This window comes from Clostridium sp. (assembly GCF_021443865.1).
Classification (GTDB): domain Bacteria; phylum Bacillota; class Clostridia; order Clostridiales; family Clostridiaceae; genus Clostridium.
The window spans coordinates 15,152-37,114 of sequence record NZ_JABUTB010000035.1; the positions used below are offsets into that span (position 1 = coordinate 15,152).

19 protein-coding genes are annotated in these 21,963 nt (G+C 29.9%); 18 read left to right on the plus strand and 1 reads right to left on the minus strand.

Features of this window, described 5'->3' with window-relative positions:
- Positions 1–2: 2 nt before the first annotated feature.
- The 6 genes from leuC to ilvC all read left to right on the plus strand — a co-directional run bounded on the left by leuC (position 3) and on the right by ilvC (position 7,976).
- Positions 3–1,277 (plus strand): 3-isopropylmalate dehydratase large subunit, encoded by a 1,275-nt coding sequence (gene leuC / locus HUJ77_RS07465; protein ID WP_291707952.1) that lies wholly within the window; start codon positions 3–5, stop codon positions 1,275–1,277.
- 195 nt (positions 1,278–1,472) lie between these two features.
- Entirely contained in the window at positions 1,473–1,973 is a 501-nt protein-coding gene (gene leuD, locus HUJ77_RS07470) for a 3-isopropylmalate dehydratase small subunit (protein WP_291707953.1), read from the plus strand.
- A gap of 232 nt (positions 1,974–2,205) precedes the next feature.
- Positions 2,206–3,276, plus strand: a complete 1,071-nt coding sequence (gene leuB, locus HUJ77_RS07475; protein WP_291707954.1) for a 3-isopropylmalate dehydrogenase — start codon at positions 2,206–2,208, stop codon at positions 3,274–3,276.
- Between the two features lie 16 nt (positions 3,277–3,292).
- Positions 3,293–4,951, plus strand: coding sequence for a dihydroxy-acid dehydratase (gene ilvD / locus HUJ77_RS07480; RefSeq protein WP_291707955.1), 1,659 nt, complete (start codon positions 3,293–3,295; stop codon positions 4,949–4,951).
- 330 nt (positions 4,952–5,281) lie between these two features.
- The gene (ilvB, locus tag HUJ77_RS07485) at positions 5,282–6,952 is read left to right on the plus strand and encodes a biosynthetic-type acetolactate synthase large subunit (RefSeq protein WP_291707956.1); all 1,671 of its coding nucleotides are present in this window, start codon (positions 5,282–5,284) and stop codon (positions 6,950–6,952) included.
- A 19-nt stretch (positions 6,953–6,971) separates the two neighbouring features.
- Positions 6,972–7,976 carry a ketol-acid reductoisomerase gene (ilvC, locus tag HUJ77_RS07490; RefSeq protein ID WP_291707957.1) on the plus strand — a complete coding sequence of 335 codons (1,005 nt, stop codon included), beginning with the start codon at positions 6,972–6,974 and terminating at the stop codon, positions 7,974–7,976.
- A 66-nt stretch (positions 7,977–8,042) separates the two neighbouring features.
- On the opposite strand, the gene HUJ77_RS07495 is transcribed toward ilvC, so the two are convergent.
- A complete protein-coding gene (locus tag HUJ77_RS07495) occupies positions 8,043–8,231 on the minus strand; it encodes a hypothetical protein (protein ID WP_291707958.1) in 189 nt (62 codons plus the stop codon).
- 181 nt (positions 8,232–8,412) lie between these two features.
- Here HUJ77_RS07495 and menA point away from each other — a divergent pair, with 181 nt between their 5' ends.
- From menA to HUJ77_RS07555, 12 genes are all read left to right on the plus strand, one after another.
- The gene (gene menA / locus HUJ77_RS07500) at positions 8,413–9,366 is read left to right on the plus strand and encodes a 1,4-dihydroxy-2-naphthoate polyprenyltransferase (protein ID WP_291707959.1); all 954 of its coding nucleotides are present in this window, start codon (positions 8,413–8,415) and stop codon (positions 9,364–9,366) included.
- A gap of 227 nt (positions 9,367–9,593) precedes the next feature.
- Positions 9,594–10,091 carry a hypothetical protein gene (locus HUJ77_RS07505; protein WP_291707960.1) on the plus strand — a complete coding sequence of 166 codons (498 nt, stop codon included), beginning with the start codon at positions 9,594–9,596 and terminating at the stop codon, positions 10,089–10,091.
- Between the two features lie 97 nt (positions 10,092–10,188).
- Positions 10,189–10,449, plus strand: coding sequence for a GIY-YIG nuclease family protein (locus HUJ77_RS07510; RefSeq protein ID WP_291707961.1), 261 nt, complete (start codon positions 10,189–10,191; stop codon positions 10,447–10,449).
- Positions 10,450–10,514: 65 nt separating this feature from the next.
- On the plus strand, positions 10,515–10,742 hold the full coding sequence (locus HUJ77_RS07515; protein ID WP_291707962.1) for a hypothetical protein: 228 nt from the start codon (positions 10,515–10,517) through the stop codon (positions 10,740–10,742).
- Between the two features lie 883 nt (positions 10,743–11,625).
- Complete coding sequence (gene glmS / locus HUJ77_RS07520) at positions 11,626–13,452, plus strand: glutamine--fructose-6-phosphate transaminase (isomerizing) (RefSeq protein ID WP_291707963.1); 1,827 nt, start codon at positions 11,626–11,628, stop codon at positions 13,450–13,452.
- A 25-nt stretch (positions 13,453–13,477) separates the two neighbouring features.
- Positions 13,478–13,642, plus strand: a complete 165-nt coding sequence (locus tag HUJ77_RS07525; protein WP_291707964.1) for a hypothetical protein — start codon at positions 13,478–13,480, stop codon at positions 13,640–13,642.
- 302 nt (positions 13,643–13,944) lie between these two features.
- Entirely contained in the window at positions 13,945–14,313 is a 369-nt protein-coding gene (locus HUJ77_RS07530; RefSeq protein WP_291707965.1) for a hypothetical protein, read from the plus strand.
- A gap of 250 nt (positions 14,314–14,563) precedes the next feature.
- Complete coding sequence (locus HUJ77_RS07535; RefSeq protein WP_291707966.1) at positions 14,564–14,818, plus strand: DUF4176 domain-containing protein; 255 nt, start codon at positions 14,564–14,566, stop codon at positions 14,816–14,818.
- Positions 14,819–15,067: 249 nt separating this feature from the next.
- Positions 15,068–16,462 (plus strand): PTS mannitol transporter subunit IICBA, encoded by a 1,395-nt coding sequence (locus HUJ77_RS07540; protein WP_291707967.1) that lies wholly within the window; start codon positions 15,068–15,070, stop codon positions 16,460–16,462.
- A gap of 301 nt (positions 16,463–16,763) precedes the next feature.
- On the plus strand, positions 16,764–18,884 hold the full coding sequence (locus tag HUJ77_RS07545; protein ID WP_291707968.1) for a transcription antiterminator: 2,121 nt from the start codon (positions 16,764–16,766) through the stop codon (positions 18,882–18,884).
- A 3-nt stretch (positions 18,885–18,887) separates the two neighbouring features.
- The gene (locus HUJ77_RS07550; RefSeq protein ID WP_366033027.1) at positions 18,888–20,729 is read left to right on the plus strand and encodes a PTS mannitol transporter subunit IICBA; all 1,842 of its coding nucleotides are present in this window, start codon (positions 18,888–18,890) and stop codon (positions 20,727–20,729) included.
- A gap of 12 nt (positions 20,730–20,741) precedes the next feature.
- A complete protein-coding gene (locus tag HUJ77_RS07555) occupies positions 20,742–21,902 on the plus strand; it encodes a mannitol-1-phosphate 5-dehydrogenase (protein ID WP_291707969.1) in 1,161 nt (386 codons plus the stop codon).
- The last annotated feature ends 61 nt before the right edge of the window (positions 21,903–21,963 follow it).

Genomic DNA, 21,963 nt, shown 5'->3' on the forward strand with positions numbered 1-21,963 from the left:
ACATGGGTATGACTATGACTCAAAAAATCCTTGCAGCCCATGCAGGATTAGAAAGTGTAAAAGCAGGTCAATTAATTGAAGCAGATTTAGATTTAGTGCTAGGTAATGATATTACATCACCAGTAGCAGTTAATGAATTTTATAAATTAAAGTTAGAAAAAGTTTTTGATAAAGAGAAGGTAGCTATTGTACCAGATCACTTTACTCCTAATAAGGATATAAAAGCAGCAGAGCAAAATAAGATGATAAGAGAATTTGTTAAAGAAAAGGAAATTACTAATTACTTCGATGTTGGTGAAATGGGAATTGAACACTGTCTAATTCCAGAAAAGGGATTAGTAGTTGCTGGAGATGTTGCTATTGGGGCAGATTCACACACGTGTACTTATGGGGCATTAGGAGCTTTTTCAACAGGAATAGGTTCCACAGATATGGCAGCTGGAATGGCTATAGGTAAATGTTGGTTTAAAGTTCCATCAGCTATAAAATTTGTTCTAAAAAATAAACCAGCAAAGTGGATAAGTGGTAAAGATATAATTCTTCATATCATTGGAATTATAGGTGTTGATGGGGCATTATATAGATCCATGGAATTCGTTGGAGATGGAATAAAATATCTTTCAATAGATGATAGATTTACAATGGCAAATATGGCTATTGAAGCAGGTGGAAAAAATGGAATCTTCCCTGTAGATGATGTAACTATTGAATATTTAAAGGAACATTCAGATAGAGAGTGGAAGGTTTTTGAAGCAGATGAAGATGCTGAATATGATGAAGTTTATGAAATAGACTTAAGCACATTAAGACCAACAGTTGCTTTCCCACATTTACCTGAAAATACAAGACCTATAGATGATGTTGGGGATATAGAAGTAGATCAAGTAGTTATAGGATCTTGTACAAATGGAAGAATATCTGATTTAAGAATAGCAAGAGATATTATAAAGGGAAAGAAAATTAAAAAAGGAATTAGATGTATTGTATTCCCTGGAACTCAAAAAATTTACCTTCAAGCTTTAGAAGAAGGAATAATAAGAGATTTAGTAGAAGCAGGTGCAGTATTCTCAACATCAACTTGTGGGCCATGCTTAGGAGGACATATGGGAATCCTAGCAAAAGGAGAAAGAGCAGTTTCAACTACAAATAGAAACTTCGTGGGAAGAATGGGACATGTAGAATCAGAAGTATATCTAGCGAGTCCAGCAGTTGCAGCAGCATCAGCACTTACAGGGAAAATAACAAACCCAGAANAACAATGCTTAATGCATAATTAAGGTGAAAACTCCTTTCGGAGTTTTGGAAAATGAAATAATGAAAGGCCTATTTGCTGAAGCAAAATCGGCATGAAAAAATGAAAGAATAAATTCCTATGGAATTTATAAATTTTCATAATTCAGCTTGCCTGAATTATTTCAACAATTATACATTATGCATTATTAATTATTAATTATAAAAAAGGGGGCTTTTCAATGAAAGCAAAAGGTAGAGTTTTTAAGTATGGAGATAATGTAGATACAGATGTAATAATTCCAGCAAGGTATTTAAATACCTCTGATCCAAAGGAATTAGCAACTCACTGTATGGAAGATATAGATAAAGAATTTACAAAGAATGTTCAAAAAGGAGATATTATTGTTGCAAATAAGAACTTTGGATGTGGCTCATCTAGAGAACATGCACCAATAGCTATAAGAGAAAGTGGAGTAAGCTGTGTTATAGCATCCACATTTGCAAGAATCTTTTATAGAAATGCAATAAATATAGGATTACCTATATTAGAATGTGATGAAGCAGTTAAAGCAATAGATGCAGGTGATGAGCTTGAAGTAGACTTTACAACAGGAATTATAAAAAATAATACTAAAAATCAAGAATATCAAGGAGAGCCATTTCCAGAATTTATGCAAAGAATAATTAACTGCGGGGGACTAGTAAATTATATTAAAGAGAAGCAACAAGCACAAAATTAATGGGTAATGCACAATGAATAATGCATAATTAAGGTGAAAACTCCTTGGGAGTTTTGGAAAATGAAAGAAGTAAAAGCCTATTTGCTAAGGCAAAGGCGGCATGAAAGAATGAAAAAATTAATGAATAAATTCCGAAGGAATTTAGAAAGTTTCATAATTCAGCTCGCCTGAATTATTTCATAAATTATGCATTATCAATTATCCATTATTAATTATAAATCAGGGGGTTATTATGAAATATAAAATAGCTGTAATACCAGGGGATGGAATTGGTCCAGAAGTTGTGGAACAAACTATGAATGTTTTGAATTGTGTTGGGGATAAATTTAATCATGTTTTTGAATACGAATATTTATTAGCAGGAGGATGTGCTATAGATGAAAAAGGCACACCTTTACCGGATGAAACTTTAGAAGCTTGCAAAAAGGCTGATGCAGTATTACTTGGGGCTGTTGGGGGCCCTAAATGGGACGACCCTAATGCAAAGGTTAGACCAGAGCAAGCATTACTTGGATTAAGAGGAGGTCTTAATTTATATTGTAATTTAAGACCAGCTTTATTATATGCACCACTAAAGGATGCATCACCATTAAAGGATAGCATAATAGGTGATGGTATAGATATATGTGTAGTTAGAGAATTAACTGGGGGAATATATTTCGGTGAAAGAGGCAGAGAAGAAATTAATGGGGTACAAGGTGCTTACGATACTGAAAGATATAATGTAAATGAAGTAAGAAGAATAGCTAAAATTGCTTTTGACACAGCTATGAAAAGGGATAAAAGACTTACAAGTGTGGATAAAGCGAATATATTAGAAACTTCAAGACTTTGGAGAAGTGTTATAGAGGAAGTTGCTAAGGATTATCCAGAAGTTTATGTTAATCACATGTATGTGGATAATGCTTCTATGCAATTAGTAAGGGATCCAAAGCAATTTGATGTAATAGTAACTTCTAATATGTTTGGGGATATTTTATCAGATGAAGCAAGTATGATAACAGGATCAATTGGTATGCTACCATCAGCATCTTTAGGAGAAGGAAAGCTTGGAATGTATGAACCTATACATGGAAGTGCACCAGATATTGCAGGAAAGGGAATTGCAAATCCATTAGCAACTATACTTTCAGCAGCAATGATGCTAAGATACAGCTTTAATTTAGAAGATGAAGCAAAAATTATAGAAGGGGCAGTAGTTAAGGTTTTAGAAGAAGGATATAGAACAGGGGATATAATGAGTGACGGAATGAAGCTAGTTGGAACTAGTGAGATAGGCAATCTAGTATTAAAAAATATATAAGTGAGAGGTGAAATATATGAGGAGTGATGTGATAAAAAAGGGTCCACAAAGGGCACCCCATAGATCATTACTAAAGGCAACAGGGTTAACTGACGAAGAGATAAATAAACCATTAATAGGAGTTGTAACTTCACAAAATGATATAATAGCAGGTCATATAAATTTAGATAAAATAGTAGAATCAGTTAAAAAGGGAGTACTTATGTCTGGAGGCACTCCAATAGTATTTCCAACAATAGGCGTATGTGATGGTATAGCAATGGGACATGAAGGAATGAGATATTCCTTAGTTACAAGAGAGTTAATAGCAGACACTATTGAATGTATGGTAAAAGCACATGCTTTTGATGCATTAGTATTAATACCAAATTGCGATAAGATTGTACCAGGTATGATGATGGCAGCACTAAGACTTAACATACCAGCAATAGTAATTAGTGGAGGCCCAATGTTAGCAGGTAAATTCAAGGGTAAGGATGTATCTCTTTCAACTATGTTTGAAGCAGTTGGGGCATTTGAGAATGGGACTATGTTAGAGGGAGATTTATGTGATATGGAAAATAAGGCATGCCCAACATGTGGCTCATGTTCAGGTATGTTTACAGCAAATTCAATGAATTGCTTAGCAGAAGTTCTAGGGTTAGGGTTACCTGGAAATGGAACAATACCAGCAGTATATTCAGAAAGAATGAGACTTGCTAAATATGCAGGTATGAAAATAATGGACTTATTAGCTAAAGATATTAAGCCGAGAGATATAGTAAATGAAAAATCTATAAGAAATGCATTAACTGTAGATATGGCTTTAGGCTGCTCTACAAATAGTGTTCTTCATTTAACAGCAATTGCTAATGAAGCAAGAGTAGATTTAAATCTAGATATGATTAACGAAGTATCAGAAGTAACACCAAATCTTTGTAGGTTAGCACCAGCTTCAGATACTCATATTGAAGAATTATATTGGGCAGGTGGAATTCAAGCCGTTATGAAGGAACTTTCAAAGAAGGACCTTTTAGATTTAGATTGCGTAACAGCTACATCTAAAACTCATAAGGAAAATTTAGTGGGAGTAGAAGTTCTTGATTATAATGTAATTAAAAGTGTAGATGAACCATTTAGTTCAACTGGTGGAATTAGAGTATTAAAAGGAAACTTAGCAGTAGATGGTGCAGTAGTTAAGAAGTCAGCAGTATTAGAAGAAATGCTAGTTCATAAGGGTCCAGCAAGAGTATTTGATTTAGAAGAAGATGCAATAGAAGCAATTTTATCTAAGAAAATAGTTAAAGGTGATGTAGTAGTAATTAGATATGAAGGACCTAAGGGTGGACCTGGTATGAGAGAAATGCTATCACCAACATCAGCAATTGCAGGAATGGGATTAGATAAATATGTAGCATTAATAACTGATGGAAGATTTAGTGGAGCTACTAAAGGTGCCGCTATCGGACATATTTCTCCAGAAGCAGCTGAAGGTGGAACTATAGGATTAGTAGAAGAGGGGGATATTATTTCAATAGATATTCCAAATGGGAAACTAGAACTATTAGTAGATGATGAAGTTTTAGAAGAAAGAAGAAGAAACTTCAAACCATTACCACCAAAAGTAACTGAAGGATATTTAGCAAGATATGCGAAGTTAGTAAGTTCTGCTAGCACAGGAGCAATACTGAAGTAATGGGTAATGAATAATGCGTAATGCATAATGTAAGTTAATTAATAATGGGTAATGCACAATGCATAATTAAGGAGTAAATTCCTCCAGAGTCGGAATTTAGAAAATGAAGATTCTCTTTTGCATTCACAAAATTGAAATGAAAGAATGAAGAGCCTCTTTGCTGAAGCAAAATTGGCATGAAAGAATGAAGGAATTAAAAAATTATGCATTAAATTCTTTTAGAATTTACAATTTTCATAATTATGCATTATTAATTATGCATTATGCATTGATAAAAGTGTATTATGCATTGATAGAAGTGCATTATTAATTGAGAAAAGGGGGGTATTTATGATTATAACTGGAGCTGAAATTTTAATTAAATCCCTTTTAGATGAGGGTGTTGATACCATATTCGGATATCCGGGTGGTGCTGTTTTAAATATATATGATGAGCTTTATAAATATAGGGATAAGATTACCCATATATTAACTGCTCATGAGCAGGGTGCTTCTCATGCAGCTGATGGATATGCAAGAGCTACTGGAAAAGTTGGTGTTTGTTTAGCTACATCTGGACCTGGAGCAACTAATTTAGTTACTGGTATTGCAACTGCATATATGGACTCTATCCCAATGGTGGCTATTACAGGAAATGTAACTAAGCCATTATTAGGAAAAGATAGTTTCCAAGAAGTAGATATTACGGGAATTACAATGCCAATAACAAAGCACAATTACATTGTTAAAGATATTAATGATCTACAGAAGATAGTAAAGGAAGCTTTCTATATAGCTAGGGAAGGAAGACCAGGGCCTGTATTAATAGATATACCTAAAGATATAACTGCTGCTAAAGCAATATATGAACCAATAATTCCTAAGGAAGTTGAGAGAAAAACTAAGCATATAACAAAGGAAGCCTTAGAAAGTGTTGCAAAATTAATTAATGAATCAGAAAATCCATTTATATATGCAGGTGGAGGAATAGTAGCATCAGGAGCTTATGAAGAGCTTAAAGAGATTGTTAATAAAATAAATTCTCCAATAGCAACGTCTCTTATGGCAATGTCATCATTCCCATATAATCATCCATTATATACTGGCATGATAGGAATGCATGGAAGTAAAGCTTCTAATATATTAGTTAGTAAATGTGATTTATTAATTAATCTTGGGGCAAGATTTAGTGATAGGGTAATAAGCAATCAAAATCATATTAAAAATGCAAAGGTTATTCATATAGATGTTGACCCAGCAGAAATAAATAAAAATGTGAAAGTAGATGCTTTTGTAATTGGAGATTTAAAAATGGTTCTTCAAAAGTTAATTCCACTTCTTAAAGAAAAGAAAAATGAAGAATGGCTTGAAAAGATGAGAGAGCTTAAGGCTTTAAAAGTGGAAGAAACATCTGAAACAGGAGAATTAACTCCAGAATTCTTATTTAGAAAACTAAGCGAGTTGGATGATGGAAGCTTTGTTCTTACAACAGAAGTTGGACAGCATCAGATGTGGGCTTCTCAATTCTTTAAATTTAAAACACCAAGAACCTTTATATCATCAGGGGGCCTTGGAACTATGGGGTATGGCTTAGGTGCTTCAATTGGAGCTCAAATGGCATTAAAGGATAAGCAAGTAATAAATATTGCTGGTGATGGAAGTTTTGGAATGAACTGTAATGAATTAGCTACAGCAGCTAAAAATAAGTTGCCAATAATAGTTATAATAATGAATAATAATTCTTTAGGAATGGTTAGACAGTGGCAGAATTTCTTCTATGAAGGCAGATATTCTTCTACAACTTTAAATAATACTACAGATTTTGTGAAAGTGGCTGAAGCATTTGGAGGTAAGGGATATAGAGTTTTTGAAAAAGAGGAACTTGTACCAGTATTAAAAGAAGCTTTAGAGTATAAAGGACCTGTGGTAATAGATTATGTAATAAACAATGATAAAAAGGTATTTCCTATGGTTGCACCAGGTGCAGCAATTAATGAAATAATAAGCGAAGATGATGTTTAAATAATAGGGGGTTAGAAAAATGGCAAAAATGTATTATGAAAAGGACACAAATTTAGATTTATTAAAGGGGAAGAAAGTTGCAATAATTGGATATGGTAGTCAAGGTCATGCACACGCTTTAAATTTACATGAAAGCGGAGTAGATGTTGTAGTTGGCCTTTATAATGGAAGTAAATCATGGAAAAGAGCTGAAGAGGCTGGCTTAGAAGTAGCAACAGTTGCAGAAGCAGCAAAGGCAGCAGATATTATAATGATATTATTACCAGATGAGAAACAAGCACAAGTTTATAAATCAGAAATTGCTCCAAACTTAGAAGAAGGAAATGCATTAGTATTTGCTCATGGATTTAACATTCATTATGGACAAATTGTTCCACCATCAGATGTAGATGTATTTATGTGTGCACCTAAGGGACCTGGACATATGGTAAGAAGAACATATACTGAAGGCTCTGGAGTTCCATGTTTAATTGCTGTATATCAAAATCCAACAGGAACTGCAAGAGATTTAGCTTTAGCATACTCTAATGGTATTGGAGGAGCAAGAGCTGGGGTTCTAGAAACTACATTTAAAGACGAAACAGAAACAGATTTATTTGGTGAACAAGCAGTTTTATGCGGAGGTTGTACAGCACTTATAAAGGCTGGATTTGAAACTTTAGTAGAAGCAGGATATGCACCTGAAAATGCATACTTCGAATGCTTACATGAAATGAAATTAATTGTAGATTTACTATATCAAGGTGGTATGAGTATGATGAGATATTCAATATCTGATACAGCAGAATATGGTGACTACATGGTTGGGGATAGAATAGTAACAGAGGAAACAAAGAAAGAAATGAAGAAGGTATTAAAGGAAATCCAAGATGGAACCTTTGCAAAGAACTGGTTACTAGAAAACCAAGTTGGAAGACCAATGTTTAATGCAAGAAGAAAAATGGAAGCAGAACATCCAATCGAAAAAGTTGGTGAAGAACTTAGAGGAATGATGAGCTGGATAGATACTAAGAAGTTAGATTAATGGTATAGGTGCTATAGCACAATGTAGAACTATAAATTAGGAGCTGTAATACAGCTCCTTTATTTTTTAATATGCTTCAATATTTAGTTCTTCAGTGTTATTTTTCTTTATAATTGATAGAGTAATAATTACTGATAGGATCATTACAATAGTTGCTACAAGTCCGCCTTCAAATCCGAAAGAGCCTCCGTTAATTAGTTCCTTTCCTGCAATTGGAATAGATTTAAATATTGATTCATTTAAGGATAATTTCATATTGTAGCCCCCTATAAAATAAAAATTTATCAATATAATTTGTTAATAATAACATATATTACATTTAATGCAAATATGTTAAATTATTATAAATTAAGTAAGAATTCTTATATTTTATATGGATTATAATTTTCGTTATTTTATGTTAAAATATTTAAATAATAAATAAGGGGGAAAACAAATGAATATTAAAAGCTTTTTAAAACTAGTGGAAATACAAACAAAAGTAGCAAGCGTAATTCCATATTTAATAGGAACTTTTTATGCTTTATACAGATATGATGATTTTAATTTAAAAAATGCAATTATAATGTTTTTATCAATGATAATATTTGATATGACCACAACAGCTATAAATAATTATATGGATTATGCTAAGGCAATTAAAAAAGAAGGTTATGGGTATGAAACTCATAATGCAATAGTAAGTCATAACTTAAATCCAAAGGCAGTTAGATTTTTAATTTATACAATGTTAGTTATAGCAGCAGCATTAGGATTATTATTAGTTAAAAATACTAATATTATAGTCCTATTAATTGGAGCAATATCCTTTGTAATTGGAGTAGCATATTCCTTTGGACCAATTCCTATTTCAAGAACACCCTTTGGTGAAATTTTTTCTGGACTTGCTATGGGCTTCATAATAACATTTTTATCTGTTTATATTCACATATTTGATACAAGTGTATTAAGTATAAACATTAATGGATTAAGTAATATAAACATAAATTTGAATTTTATAGAGTTAATTAGTATATTTATAATCTGTATATCTCCAATAATGGGAATCTCAAATATAATGCTTGCAAATAATATTTGCGATATAGATGAAGATATAGAAAATAAAAGATACACACTACCAATATATATTGGCAAAGAAAATGCATTAAAAGTATTTAAATGGTTATACTACATTGGATTTATTTCTATATTTATTGCTGTAGTATTTAGAGTATTACCAGTAGTTTCATTAGTAACTTTATTAGTATTAAAAGTAGTTCAAGGAAATATTAATAAGTTTAATAAACTTCAAACTAAAAAGGATACTTTTATATTAGCAGTTAAAAACTTTGTTATTACAAATTTAGTTTATGCTATTACTATTTTAGCTGGAGTTTTATTAGGTCGTTAATAAGTAAGCAGTAAGAGATAATAGATAAGATAGAGTAAAGAATTTTAAATAGAAAAGTTAATATAAAATAGTTAAAAGTTAATTTTGAAATTACTTAATTGGATTTTGGAAATTAACTTTTTTTCTTTTTTATTGAAGGGTTACAAAGAATATCACATTTAGCTAAGAGTATATTTTTTTAAAGCTAGAGGGAAAATAACTATGTGGCTAAATGAGGAGGAGTAAAAATGAAAAAATTATTAATAGGTATGTTGATAACTTGTAGTTTTGGACTAGCAGCTTGTGGAAGAAATAACACAGAAAATCCATCAACAAATAATAATTCAGGTACAGGTGTAACAGATGGAACCAATGGTACAGGAATGGGTGAAAATAATGGAATGAATGGAACCACTGGAGCTGGAACACCAGATGGAACAAATAATCAAGGAACTTCAATGGATGAACATAGAATTTCTGTAAATAACTTATATACAGAATTTAATGAAAAAGTTGGGGGCGGAGTAGAAAATATAAATGCTGAAGACTGGGATAAATATAGTACAGAATTTAAAGGTAAACTTACAAATCTAAGAAATACAGTAGAAGATGCTTCTATAAGAAGTACATTAGATGATATGGAAAATTTATTTAATGAATATGATACAGCAATAAGAGAAAAGAAAGATGTAGCCAATGATAAAGTAGAAGAAATGAAAACAAGAATTGAAAATACATTTAAATAATTAAGATTAAAAAAGGTTATCTTAAAAGTTTAAGATAGCCTTTTATTAAGTTATAATTTATTTAATGAAATAAAATAATTATAGATTAGGAGAAAAAATGAATTACGTATACATTTTAAAATGTTCAGATAATACTTTATACACAGGATGGACAACCTCCTTAGAAAAAAGACTTAAAACTCATAATAGTGGAAAGGGCGCTAAATATACAAGAGTTAGGCTTCCAGTAGAGCTAGTTTATTTTGAAACATTTGAAGATAAAAGAGAGGCAATGAAAAGAGAATATGAAATAAAACAATTATCAAGACAAGAAAAATTAAAATTAATAGATAATTTTAAAGAAGTTATTAATAGCTAGTTCATTATCTTTAAATAAATAATTGTAATAGTACTTATCTTTTAACTTTAAGATAGGTAAGTGTGATGGAGAAGAATACTATTGGAAGTAATATAAATAGCATTATTATTTTAGTTTCTTGTAATAGAAAAAGAATGATTTCTATTATTAAAGAAATTAATCCTAATATAAAGATTAAAGGAATGATAGAATTATTATTCTTTTTATTTTTTGATCTAAAAATTAATATGTTAATAAATAAGAATGTAGATAAAAACATTGAAAATATAGAAAGTATAAATAATATAGGATAATTTGAAAACAAATCCATATCTTACTCCTTTAAAATAGTGATACATAAAGATATACTAAGGTACTTTATTTTATTACATTAGTATATATTTATAATCAATGATTTATTCTAATTTAAAATTAAGTAACTTAATAAATACAAATTTGTTATTATCTTAAATTAATCTAATAACTTAGCCTAAGCTAAGTTTTTTCAACAATTATGCATTATATATTGATCATTATGCATTGTAAATATGTCTAGACATCTAAACGTATAGTTATTAACAGGAGTAAACAGGAGAAAAATAGAGATATAAAAGAATAAACTTAAAATATAAGCTAAAATAAATAAATTTTAATTAAAATGGTTGATTTTGATAAAAATTATGATAAAATTAGTGTATAGTTTGAGAGTAGTTGCATAATATGTACTACAAATTAAATAACTTAATATTAAAGAAAGGAGTATAGAAAAGTAAAAAGCGCCAGAACTCAAATGTGCTATCCAACAATGTAAAATGTAAAATTAAATAAGAAATTTCTATAATGGATATATTTTCAGTAATTCTACATTTTTAATTAGGAACTGTTGCTACAGCTCTTTTGAGTGGACGAGGTTGGGGAGTATCGATACTTCGGCGGGTGCCCCACGGTAATACACACTACCGTTAACAGCTAACAAAACTGTAAAGTGATTTACAGCACAATATTAGCCAGGTGTTAAAACCTTCAAAGTTTTATAGGATAATTGAAAAATAAAAGGAAAAAATGTAAAATTAAAGTATAAACAAAGGATGAATTTTGTAGCAAATATATTGTGCTTTAATTTTTTTTGTTTGCAATTTTTTCTATAGGCTTTAAATTTAAATCAAAAATAATAGACAATGGAAGGAAGAAAAAAATATGTGTGGAATAGTTGGATTCGTAGGAAGACAGGAAGCATCTCCAATATTAGTTGAGGGATTATCTAAATTAGAATATAGAGGATATGACTCAGCAGGAGTAGCTGTATTAGAAGATGGAGAAATAAAAGTAAGAAAGTATAAGGGACGTTTAAAGAACTTAGAAGATAATTTAATGCAGAGCCCTTTAAATGGATTAATAGGAATAGGTCATACTAGATGGGCAACTCATGGAGAACCATCAGACATTAATTCACATCCGCATACAAATGAAAATGCAACAATTAGTGTTGTGCATAATGGAATTATAGAAAACTATATAAAACTAAAGGAATGGTTAAAAACTAAGGGATATGAATTTTATTCAGAAACAGATACTGAAGTAATACCAAATTTAGTAGATTATTACTATAAAGGTGATTTGTTTGAAGCTGTAGTTAAAGCAACAGGAAAGATGGAAGGTAGTTATGCTATTGGGGTTATCTGTAAAGATGAACCAGATAAAATAGTAGCAGTTAGAAAAGATAGTCCATTAATAGTTGGTTTAGGGGAAAATGAATATTTCATAGCTTCTGATATACCAGCAGTTATTAATCATACTAGAGAAGTATATTTATTAGAAGATAAAGAATTTGTAATTTTAACTAATGATGGAGTGGAAATTAAAACAGAAGATGGTGAAGAAATTAATAAGGAAATTTACCATGTTACTTGGGATGTAGATGCAGCTGAAAAGGGTGGCTATGAAGATTTCATGCTAAAAGAAATACATGAACAACCAAAGGCTATAAAAGATACTTTAACATCTAGAGTTTTAAGAAATACACCAGTTAATTTAGATGATATAAATCTTTCAAAGGAAGAATTAGAAACCTTCGATAGAGTATTTATAGTTGCATGTGGAACAGCTTATCATGCAGGATTAGTTGGAAAAACTATAATAGAAAAGTTAGCTAAGATACCAGTTGAAGTTGATATTGCTTCAGAATTCAGATATAGAGATCCACTAATAACAGATAAATCATTAGTTATAGTTGTTAGCCAATCTGGGGAAACAGCAGATACTTTAGCTGTATTAAGAGATGCTAAGAAAGTAGGCACAAAGGTTCTTGCTATTACCAATGTTGTTGGAAGCTCAGTTTCAAGAGAAGCAGATCATGTTATTTATACTTGGGCAGGCCCAGAAATAGCAGTTGCATCAACAAAAGCTTATGAAACAATGTTAGTAGCATTTTACATTTTAGGTATTTACTTTGGGGAATTAAAAGGAATTATTGATAATGATTTAGCGGAAGCTCTAAAGGAAGAATTATTAGTAATATCTGATAAAGTAAAATTAATATTAGATAAAAAAGATGAATTACAAAAATATGCTTCAAAGCATTATATGGCTAAGGACTTATTCTTCTTAGGAAGAGGAATGGACTATGCAGTAGCATTAGAAGGTTCTTTAAAGCTTAAAGAAATATCTTATATTCATTCAGATGCATATGCTGGCGGAGAACTTAAGCATGGAACAATTGCTTTAGTTGAAGAAGGAACTCCAATTATAGCTTTATTAACAGATGATAAACTAAAGGATAAAATGATAAGTAATATTAGAGAAGTTATTACAAGAGGAGCTAGGGTTTTAGCAATAGCTATTGAAGGTGATAATGAAGCAAGTGAAGTTTGTAACGAAGTAATATATATTCCAAGAACTCATGAATTATTAACTCCACTTTTATCAGTAATTCCACTTCAATTAATAGCTTATTACGTAGCAAAACAAAAGGGGTGTGACGTAGATAAACCTCGTAATTTAGCAAAATCTGTTACTGTTGAATAGATTGTAATTAAAGGAGAGAAGTATTATGAGAGAAGAATTAGTAAAAAAACTACTAAATGAATATAAAGAAACAGAAAAAGCATTAGAACTTGGAATTGATTGGTTAAACGACAAGGACTACGCTAAAGGAAAGTTAGACTTAGTTAAAGTAATAATAGCTGATTTAGAAGAGTTATCAAAAGAAGCTTAATATATAGGAAAATGCACACTCTTATAGCAATATAAGAGTGTGTATTTTTGTTTGAAAAATTTTTTGGCATTTGCAGAAAGAGTTTTGAATAAATGGTAGGAGAGAATACAAATTTAAATCTACTGAATTTAATAAATAAGAATATTATAATGCATACTATATTTATAAATAATAAAGGATGATATTAAAAAAAATCTCCTATTTAATAGAATATAGCATTTTGAAAAAATATTATATATTTGATAAAATATAATATATAGAATTAAATTATGTGGGAGATATAAAAAGGATGAGGTGATTGTATGTGTTTAACAAGCTGTTTAATGGGGGAAAACAAAATATTAATACTAAAAGCAACTAAAGATACTATAGATGATATTATAGAGAAGGGCATATATACACTAAATAATTTACCTAGTAATTATAATCAATTTGAAAAGTTTATATTAGTAGATGAAAAAGATTCTAATGGAAATTTGGTTTTAGCAGTAGGAAATATACGTGAACCTTATGTTATTAATGAAACTAGTAATGATTTAAATGTATTTAATAATTGTAAATGGGGATATGAGCTTTCTAATGTAGTAGACTTAAGGGGAAATATAATAACACTTCAAGATATATTTATGGATGAAAACTTAGATAGAATCAATTACGCTGTTCAATTTTAATTATTGAACATGTATTTTTAGCAAGATAGTAAACGTTTAAGTAGGGAATTGCTAAATAAAATTTATTTATAAAGTATGAAATATATTAACTAAAAGGCCTCTACTAATTAGGCTACAATAATTAATATATTTTATACTTTTTTATTATACTGATTTTTATAGATATTCATAAAGTGATATATACTATAAAAAGAAAAACATATGTAGTACAATATTTATAGAATTATATATAGAATCTGGAGGATAAAAAATGGATTTATTGCCATTAGGAACAATAGTTGTTTTAAGAGATGGGTATAAAAAGTTAATAATAATAGGAAGAAAGATATATTCAGGAAATAGTGAAAAGCTAAATGATTATTTAGGATGTCTTTATCCAGAGGGGTATTTAGGGGAAGAATATTGCTATGTTTTTGATAAGGAAGACATAGATCAAGTTATACATAAGGGCTATTCAGATTTAGAAGATGAGACATTTAAAAAAGCGTTAAAAGAAATGATTTAAAATATGCATAAGGCTGTAAGTAACAGTTTTATGCATATTTTTTTTGTAAATATATAATGAGTACAGTATAAATTTTGTTCTAATAAAGGGATAAAAATAGTTATATTTCTATACAGGCAAATTTGTCACTAATGTTAGTTGACAAAAGGAAGGTTTCTTCAAATTGAATTAAGTAGTGGTGTTAAATATAATGAGATTACAAAGTAAAAGTTTACAAAAATAGAAATAAAATAAATGGAGGGGAATTTAATGGCAAATTCTAAAACTACTACAAAAGATACTATGCAGAGATTTGGTAAATTTCTAAGTGGTATGGTAATGCCTAACATTGGAGCTTTTATAGCTTGGGGACTTATAACAGCATTTTTTATTCCTACAGGATGGACACCAAATGAATCATTAGGAACTTTAGTTGGTCCTATGATAACTTACTTATTACCTTTATTAATTGGTTTTACTGGCGGTAAAATGGTTGCAGGAGCAAGAGGCGGAGTTATTGGAGCAGTAGCAACTATGGGAGTTATTGTTGGATCAGAAATTCCAATGTTTATTGGAGCAATGATAATGGGACCTTTAGCAGGCTTTGTAATCAAGAAGTTTGACGAAGCTGTTGACGGAAAAGTACCAGCAGGATTTGAAATGCTAGTAAATAACTTCTCAATCGGTATTTTAGGAATGATAATGGCTATACTTGCATTTTTTGCAATAGGACCTGTAGTTGTTGTTTTAACAGGTTTCTTAAAATCAGGTGTTGAATGGTTAGTTTCAATGAAATTATTACCTTTAGTTTCAATATTTATAGAGCCAGGTAAGATTTTATTCTTAAACAATGCAATTAATCATGGAATTTTAGGACCAATAGGAATAGAACAAGTTCAAGAAGCAGGAAAGTCAATAATGTTCTTATTAGAAGCAAATCCAGGACCAGGATTAGGTATTCTTTTAGCTTATTGGATGTATAGTAAGGGTGCTGTAAAGCAATCTGCACCAGGAGCAGTTATAATACACTTCCTTGGAGGTATTCATGAAATTTACTTCCCATACGTATTAATGAATCCAGCACTTATATTAGCTGTAATGGCTGGAGGAGCGTCAGGTATATTAACATTCTCAGTTTTAGGAGCTGGTCTTGTAGCAACTCCTTCACCAGGAAGTATATTTGCATTAATAGCAATGTCACCAAAGGGTGGATTATTACCAGTTTTAGCTGGAGTTTTAGTAGCAACAGTAGTTTCATTCTTAGTAGCAGCACCATTTGTTAAGAGAGCTGCAAAAAGTGGAAAAGAAGAAAATCTTGAAGAAGCAAAAGCAAAAGTAAAAGAAATGAAAAATATAAATAAATCAAGCATTAAGAAAATAGTTTTTGCTTGTGATGCTGGAATGGGATCAAGTGCAATGGGAGCTTCAAGATTTAGAAATAAAATTAAAGAATTAGGACTTGGAATAGAAGTTGTTCATGCATCAGTTGATGAAATACCTAGCAATACTGATATTATAGTTACTCATAATACTTTAATAGAAAGAGCTAAAAAATCTTCACCAAGTTCAGAAGTTATTGGAATTCAAAACTTTTTAGCAGATGATAATATACAAGCACTATATGACAGATTAGCAAGTAAAGAGCTAGCTGGTACAACAAAATAGATTTAATAATACTGGAAAAGGCGTAATAATTTTACGCCTTTTCTTTATTATCTATGTAATTATAAAAAGATTACTACATTAAAATACCTTTATTGTAAAGACTGTTATATTAATAGCAATCTCAAGAAATAAAATCTTTTTTGATATAATTAAATTAAAAATTACAGAACTGTTTAGAAATGTCACTATCTAATTAAGACAATTATAGTGGATGATTAAATTGAGTTAAGATATATCAAGGATTAAAATAAAGGTATAAGGAGTTGAGTAATCAAAAATGTCATTATTGGAGAGGTTTAATATGAAAACTAAAAAACTAAACTCTAGACAGAAAGAAATAATTAAGATATTAACTAAATCTACAGTTGCAAATCCATTGACCACAGCTTCAATAGCACAGAAGTTATCAATAAGTTCAAGAACTGTACTTAGAGAAATGCCTAAGATAGAAGCTTGGTTAGAAGAAAATGAATTTAAATTTATTAAAAAGCCAGGAGTAGGTTTAGTAATTGATGAAAGCTTAGAAAATCAAAAGTTAATATTAGAATTACTAGAAATAGAAAAAATTGAAAAAGAGTACTCGAAGGAAGAAAGAAAAAGAATAGTGATTAGTGAACTTCTTATTTCACAAGATCCAATTAAATTATTTTACTTTACATCACTTTTAAAGGTTTCAGAAGGCACCTTAAGTAATGATTTAGACAGTATAGAAGAATGGCTAAGAAAATTTAATATAAAATTAGTTAGAAAACCAGGACTAGGAATATATGTTGAAGGTAAAGAAAATGATTATAGGAAGGCTTTAACTAATATCCTATATGATACCCTAGAGGAAAAAGAATTGATTAATCTTCTAAAAGGCTCCTTGATGACAGATAGAGATAACGGAGTAGTAGAATTTTCAATAGAAAATAGACTTTTAAACTTTATAGATAAATCTATTATTAAGGCTATTGAAGAAATTGTTGGAGGATTGGAAAAAGAAAATGATATTAAGCTTGTGGATAGCGCTTATATAGGTTTAGTAGTTCATTTGTCTTTAGCAATTCAAAGAATAAAAAATAAAGAAAATATAAAAATGGATAAAGATGTTTTAGATGAATTGTCTAAGTTACCAGAGTTTGAAATAGGCGAAAAACTAGTAAAAAATATTGAGAAAAAGTTCAATATAGAAATTCCAGTAGATGAAATTGGATATATAACAATGCATCTAAAGGGAGCTAAGCTTAGACTAAATTCTATTTCAGAACTAGAGAATGATATAGCTAATCTTGATGTTAAGAGTATTTCAATAAAAATAATTGAAGCAATAGAAAAAGAATTAAATGTTTATTTAATGGATGATGAAAAGCTTTTAAAGGATCTTACAAATCATTTAGTCCCAGCAATAAATAGATTGAAGATGAAAATGAATATTAGAAATCCTTTATTAAAGAATATTAAACAAAAATATCCTAAGGAATACATTGCTACCAAAAAAGCTTGCGAGATATTAAAAGTTAGTACTAAAAATGAAGAAATACCAGATCCTGAAATAGCATATATTACAATGCATATAGCAGCAGCTATTTACAAAAAAGGCTTTGAAGAGAAAATTAGAGTTGTAATTTCTTGTCCAACAGGTATAGGAACATCAAGCTTATTAGCAGCAATACTTGAAAAAGAATTTAATAATGTGACTGTTGTAGATACAATTTCTGCAATAAATATTAATGAAGATAGACTAGAAGAAGATCAAGTAGATATTATAGTATCCACAGTACCATTAGAAATAGATTTTAAAAATATTTGCGTTGATCCAATATTATCTATACAGGACAAAGCAGTATTACAGGATAACTTTAGAAAAGTACTTAAGCAAAAGAAATATAAAAATATAATAAAAAAAGTAGATATTAATAACAAAAAAATAGGAATAAGAGAAATTACAGAAATAGGTAATGAAATTTTATCTATAGTTGATAATGTGCAAATAAAAGAAATAAAAAATGTTAATAATGTGGACGAACTTATAAATGAAGCTAGTTATTTATTTACTGAAAATATAAATGAAGCTGAAGAAATAAAAACGAATCTGTTAAGTAGGGAAAAGATTAATAGTACCTATATAGAAGACTTAGGAATATTGCTTTTACACTGCAAGTGTAAATGTTTAGATAGTGGTAGGTTTGGATATTTAAAAACAACTACTAATTTAAGTAATGAGAGGGGGTTAATTAGTGGTTCTTTAGTATCAATAATACCTGAAAATCCTAAAGAAATTACTTCACAGCTTATAAGCAAAATAAATGGAGCGGTTATTGAGGATGAAGATTTCTTTAGAAGCTTAAATGAAGAAAATAGTAAAGAAGTTTCTAAGAGAGTTGAAAAAATATTAAAGGAAATTTTCATAAAAAAAATACAGATGAGTTTGGAGGGATAAGAAGTGATTAAAGCTAAAGTTCAAGTGTTTGGTAGATTCTTAAGTTCCATGGTTATGCCAAACATAGGAGCATTTATTGCTTGGGGATTTATGACAGCACTTTTTATTCCAAAAGGATGGTTTCCAAACGAAGGCTTAGCAGCATTGATAGAGCCAATGATTAAATATTTACTACCTTTACTAGTTGGAATAAAGGGTGGAAATATTATTGCAGGCTACAGAGGGGGGCTTATATCAGCAATAGTAACCATGGGAATGATAGTTGGATCAGATGTTCCTATTTTAATTGGAGCAATGATAATTGGACCATTATCTGCTTATGTAATAAAGAGTTTTGATAATTTAATAGAAGATAAAATTCCAGCTGGATTTGAGATGCTAGTTAACAATTTCTCTATGGGAATAATCAGTATGATTCTAGCACTAATAGCTTTCTTAACAGTTGGGCCAATAATTTCTGGAATAACAATTTTTTTGAGAAATGGTGCAGAAGTTATTATATCAAAGGGGTATATTCCATTTATCTCAATTTTTATTGAACCAGCCAAAATCTTATTTTTAAATAATGCTATAAATCACGGAGTATTATCTCCAATAGGGATTGAACAGGCAAAAGAAGCTGGTAAATCAATTATATTTTTATTAGAGGCTAATCCAGGGCCAGGGCTTGGAATTATTTTAGCATATATGCTATTTGCTAAGGGAACAGAAAAGCAATCAGCATTTGGAGCTTGGATAATTCACTTTTTAGGTGGGATTCATGAAATATATTTTCCATATGTCCTAATGAATCCACTCTTATTACTAGCAGTAATTTCAGGAGGGATAGCAGGAACCGTAACCTTTTCTATATTAGAAGCAGGTTTAGTTTCAACACCATCACCAGGAAGCATATTTGCATTAATAGCTTTATCACCAAAAGGAGGAATTTTTCAAATGTTAGTTGGAGTAATAGTAGCATCAGCAGTTTCATTTATTATTGCAATACCATTTATAAAGATGGCATCTAAAAATAATGAGGTAAAGAAAGAAGAAACAAAAAAGGAAAATATAGAAGTGAGTATGATTGAAAATGACGAAATCAAGAAAATAGTATTTGCTTGTGATGCAGGAATGGGCTCAAGTGCTATGGGAGCCACAAGGTTTAAAAAAAGAATTAAGAAATTAGGCTTGAGAATAGAAGTAACTAACTCATCAGTAGATAATATACCAGAAGATGCTGATTTAGTAATAAGTCATATAAAGTTAGTTGATAGAGCAAAAAGAAATTCACCCAATGCAGAGCATATATTTATAGACGATTTCTTGAGTGATAAAAAAATAGATAAATTATTTGAAAGGTTTGAGAATAATATGTTAGAAAAATTAAGACAAAAAATGCAAAGAAAAGATAATTTAAATATAAAAGAAGAAAATAATAAACTGCCAATATTGTCAGAAAGAAACATAATACTTGGACTAGAAAGTGAAAGTAAAGAAGAAGCAATTAAACGAGCTGGAAACCTATTAGTAAAGGGTGGATATGTAAAAGAAAGCTATGTTGAAGCAATGCTAGAAAGAGAAAGAGTAGTATCAACTTATATAGGAATGGGAGTCGCAATTCCACATGGTATAGGAGAAGCAAAGAGAGAAATAAAGAACTCAGGTATAGTAGTTCTTCAATATCCAAATGGTGTTGATTTTGGAGAAGAACTTGCATATCTAGTTGTAGGAATAGCTGGAGTTGGTGATGAGCATATAGAGATATTATCTAATATAGCAATTTCATTAGAAGATATTGAATTAGTAGAAAGACTTAAAAATACTAAAAGTGAAGATGAGATACTAGAAGTATTTCAGAAATAAGGAGGAGTTATTATGAAGAAGGCTATACAATTTGGAGCAGGAAATATAGGAAGAGGATTTATTGGAGCACTACTATCTAAGTCAGGATACAATGTAGTTTTTGCTGATGTAAATAAGGAAGTAATAAATAAAATAAATGAAGATAAAGAATACACAATAAAAATTATGGATGTTCAATGTGATATAGAAAAAGTTAACAATATAAGTGGAGTACTATCAACAAGTAATGAAATATTAAAGGAAATTAAGGCTGCCAGTATAATTACAACAGCTGTAGGTCCATTAGTTTTACCTAAGATAGCAAGTACAATTGCAGAAGGAATTAAAGGTAGAAAAGAAGTGGGGATTGAAGAATACTTAAATATTATTGCTTGTGAAAATGCTGTAAATGCAAGTTCTCAACTTAAGGATGAAGTTAAGAAATATTTAAATGACGAAGAGTTAATATATTTAGATAAGTATATTGGTTTTCCTAATTGCTCAGTTGATAGAATAGTTCCTCCTGTGAAAAGTGAAAATATTCTTGATGTAGTTGTTGAAAAATTCCATGAATGGAATGTAGAAAAAGATGCCTTTAAAGGAGAAATTCCTAATATAGAAGGAATGAATTTAGTAAATAATTTAGTAGCATATATAGAAAGAAAATTATTTACTTTAAATACTGGACATGCTATAACAGCATATTTTGGGTATCTTAAAGGATATAAGACCATAGATGAAAGTATAAATGATGAAAAAATATATACCTTTGTAAGAAAAGCTATGATAGAAAGCGGAGAAGCTTTAATTGCCAAATATGGTTTTGATAGAGAAATGCATATTAAATATATAGATAAGATAATAGGCAGATTTAGAAACCCTTATTTAAAAGACGATGTTGCAAGAGTAGGAAGAGAACCTTTAAGAAAGCTTAATAAAGATGATAGATTAATAAAGCCTTTAATTACTGCTAGGTCATATAATATAGACTCTGAAAACTTATTACTAGGTGTTGGAGCAGCTATGCATTATAAAAATGAGGAGGATGAGCAGAGTGTAAAGTTACAAAGCCTAATAAAAAGTAAGGGAGTAAAAGGATCATTATCTGAAGTGGCAAAGATTCCAGAAGATAGTGAAATATTAATTAGAATAGAGGATTACTACAATCAAGTTAAAAAATTAATGGGAAATTGAAAAATAAAGAAAAATAAGTAATATTCATATAAAGAATATTACTTATTTTTTTACAAACATA

What these genes read in the sequence shown, in the direction of transcription:
- leuD (WP_291707953.1), top strand. Translation starts at nt 1,473, where the DNA reads ATGAAAGCAAAAGGTAGAGTTTTTAAGTATGGAGATAATGTAGATACA.
- leuB (WP_291707954.1), top strand. Translation starts at nt 2,206, where the DNA reads ATGAAATATAAAATAGCTGTAATACCAGGGGATGGAATTGGTCCAGAA.
- ilvD (WP_291707955.1), top strand. Translation starts at nt 3,293, where the DNA reads ATGAGGAGTGATGTGATAAAAAAGGGTCCACAAAGGGCACCCCATAGA.
- ilvB (WP_291707956.1), top strand. Translation starts at nt 5,282, where the DNA reads ATGATTATAACTGGAGCTGAAATTTTAATTAAATCCCTTTTAGATGAG.
- ilvC (WP_291707957.1), top strand. Translation starts at nt 6,972, where the DNA reads ATGGCAAAAATGTATTATGAAAAGGACACAAATTTAGATTTATTAAAG.
- HUJ77_RS07495 (WP_291707958.1), bottom strand. Translation starts at nt 8,231, where the DNA reads ATGAAATTATCCTTAAATGAATCAATATTTAAATCTATTCCAATTGCA.
- menA (WP_291707959.1), top strand. Translation starts at nt 8,413, where the DNA reads ATGAATATTAAAAGCTTTTTAAAACTAGTGGAAATACAAACAAAAGTA.
- HUJ77_RS07505 (WP_291707960.1), top strand. Translation starts at nt 9,594, where the DNA reads ATGAAAAAATTATTAATAGGTATGTTGATAACTTGTAGTTTTGGACTA.
- HUJ77_RS07510 (WP_291707961.1), top strand. Translation starts at nt 10,189, where the DNA reads ATGAATTACGTATACATTTTAAAATGTTCAGATAATACTTTATACACA.
- HUJ77_RS07515 (WP_291707962.1), top strand. Translation starts at nt 10,515, where the DNA reads ATGGAGAAGAATACTATTGGAAGTAATATAAATAGCATTATTATTTTA.
- glmS (WP_291707963.1), top strand. Translation starts at nt 11,626, where the DNA reads ATGTGTGGAATAGTTGGATTCGTAGGAAGACAGGAAGCATCTCCAATA.
- HUJ77_RS07525 (WP_291707964.1), top strand. Translation starts at nt 13,478, where the DNA reads ATGAGAGAAGAATTAGTAAAAAAACTACTAAATGAATATAAAGAAACA.
- HUJ77_RS07530 (WP_291707965.1), top strand. Translation starts at nt 13,945, where the DNA reads ATGTGTTTAACAAGCTGTTTAATGGGGGAAAACAAAATATTAATACTA.
- HUJ77_RS07535 (WP_291707966.1), top strand. Translation starts at nt 14,564, where the DNA reads ATGGATTTATTGCCATTAGGAACAATAGTTGTTTTAAGAGATGGGTAT.
- HUJ77_RS07540 (WP_291707967.1), top strand. Translation starts at nt 15,068, where the DNA reads ATGGCAAATTCTAAAACTACTACAAAAGATACTATGCAGAGATTTGGT.
- HUJ77_RS07545 (WP_291707968.1), top strand. Translation starts at nt 16,764, where the DNA reads ATGAAAACTAAAAAACTAAACTCTAGACAGAAAGAAATAATTAAGATA.
- HUJ77_RS07555 (WP_291707969.1), top strand. Translation starts at nt 20,742, where the DNA reads ATGAAGAAGGCTATACAATTTGGAGCAGGAAATATAGGAAGAGGATTT.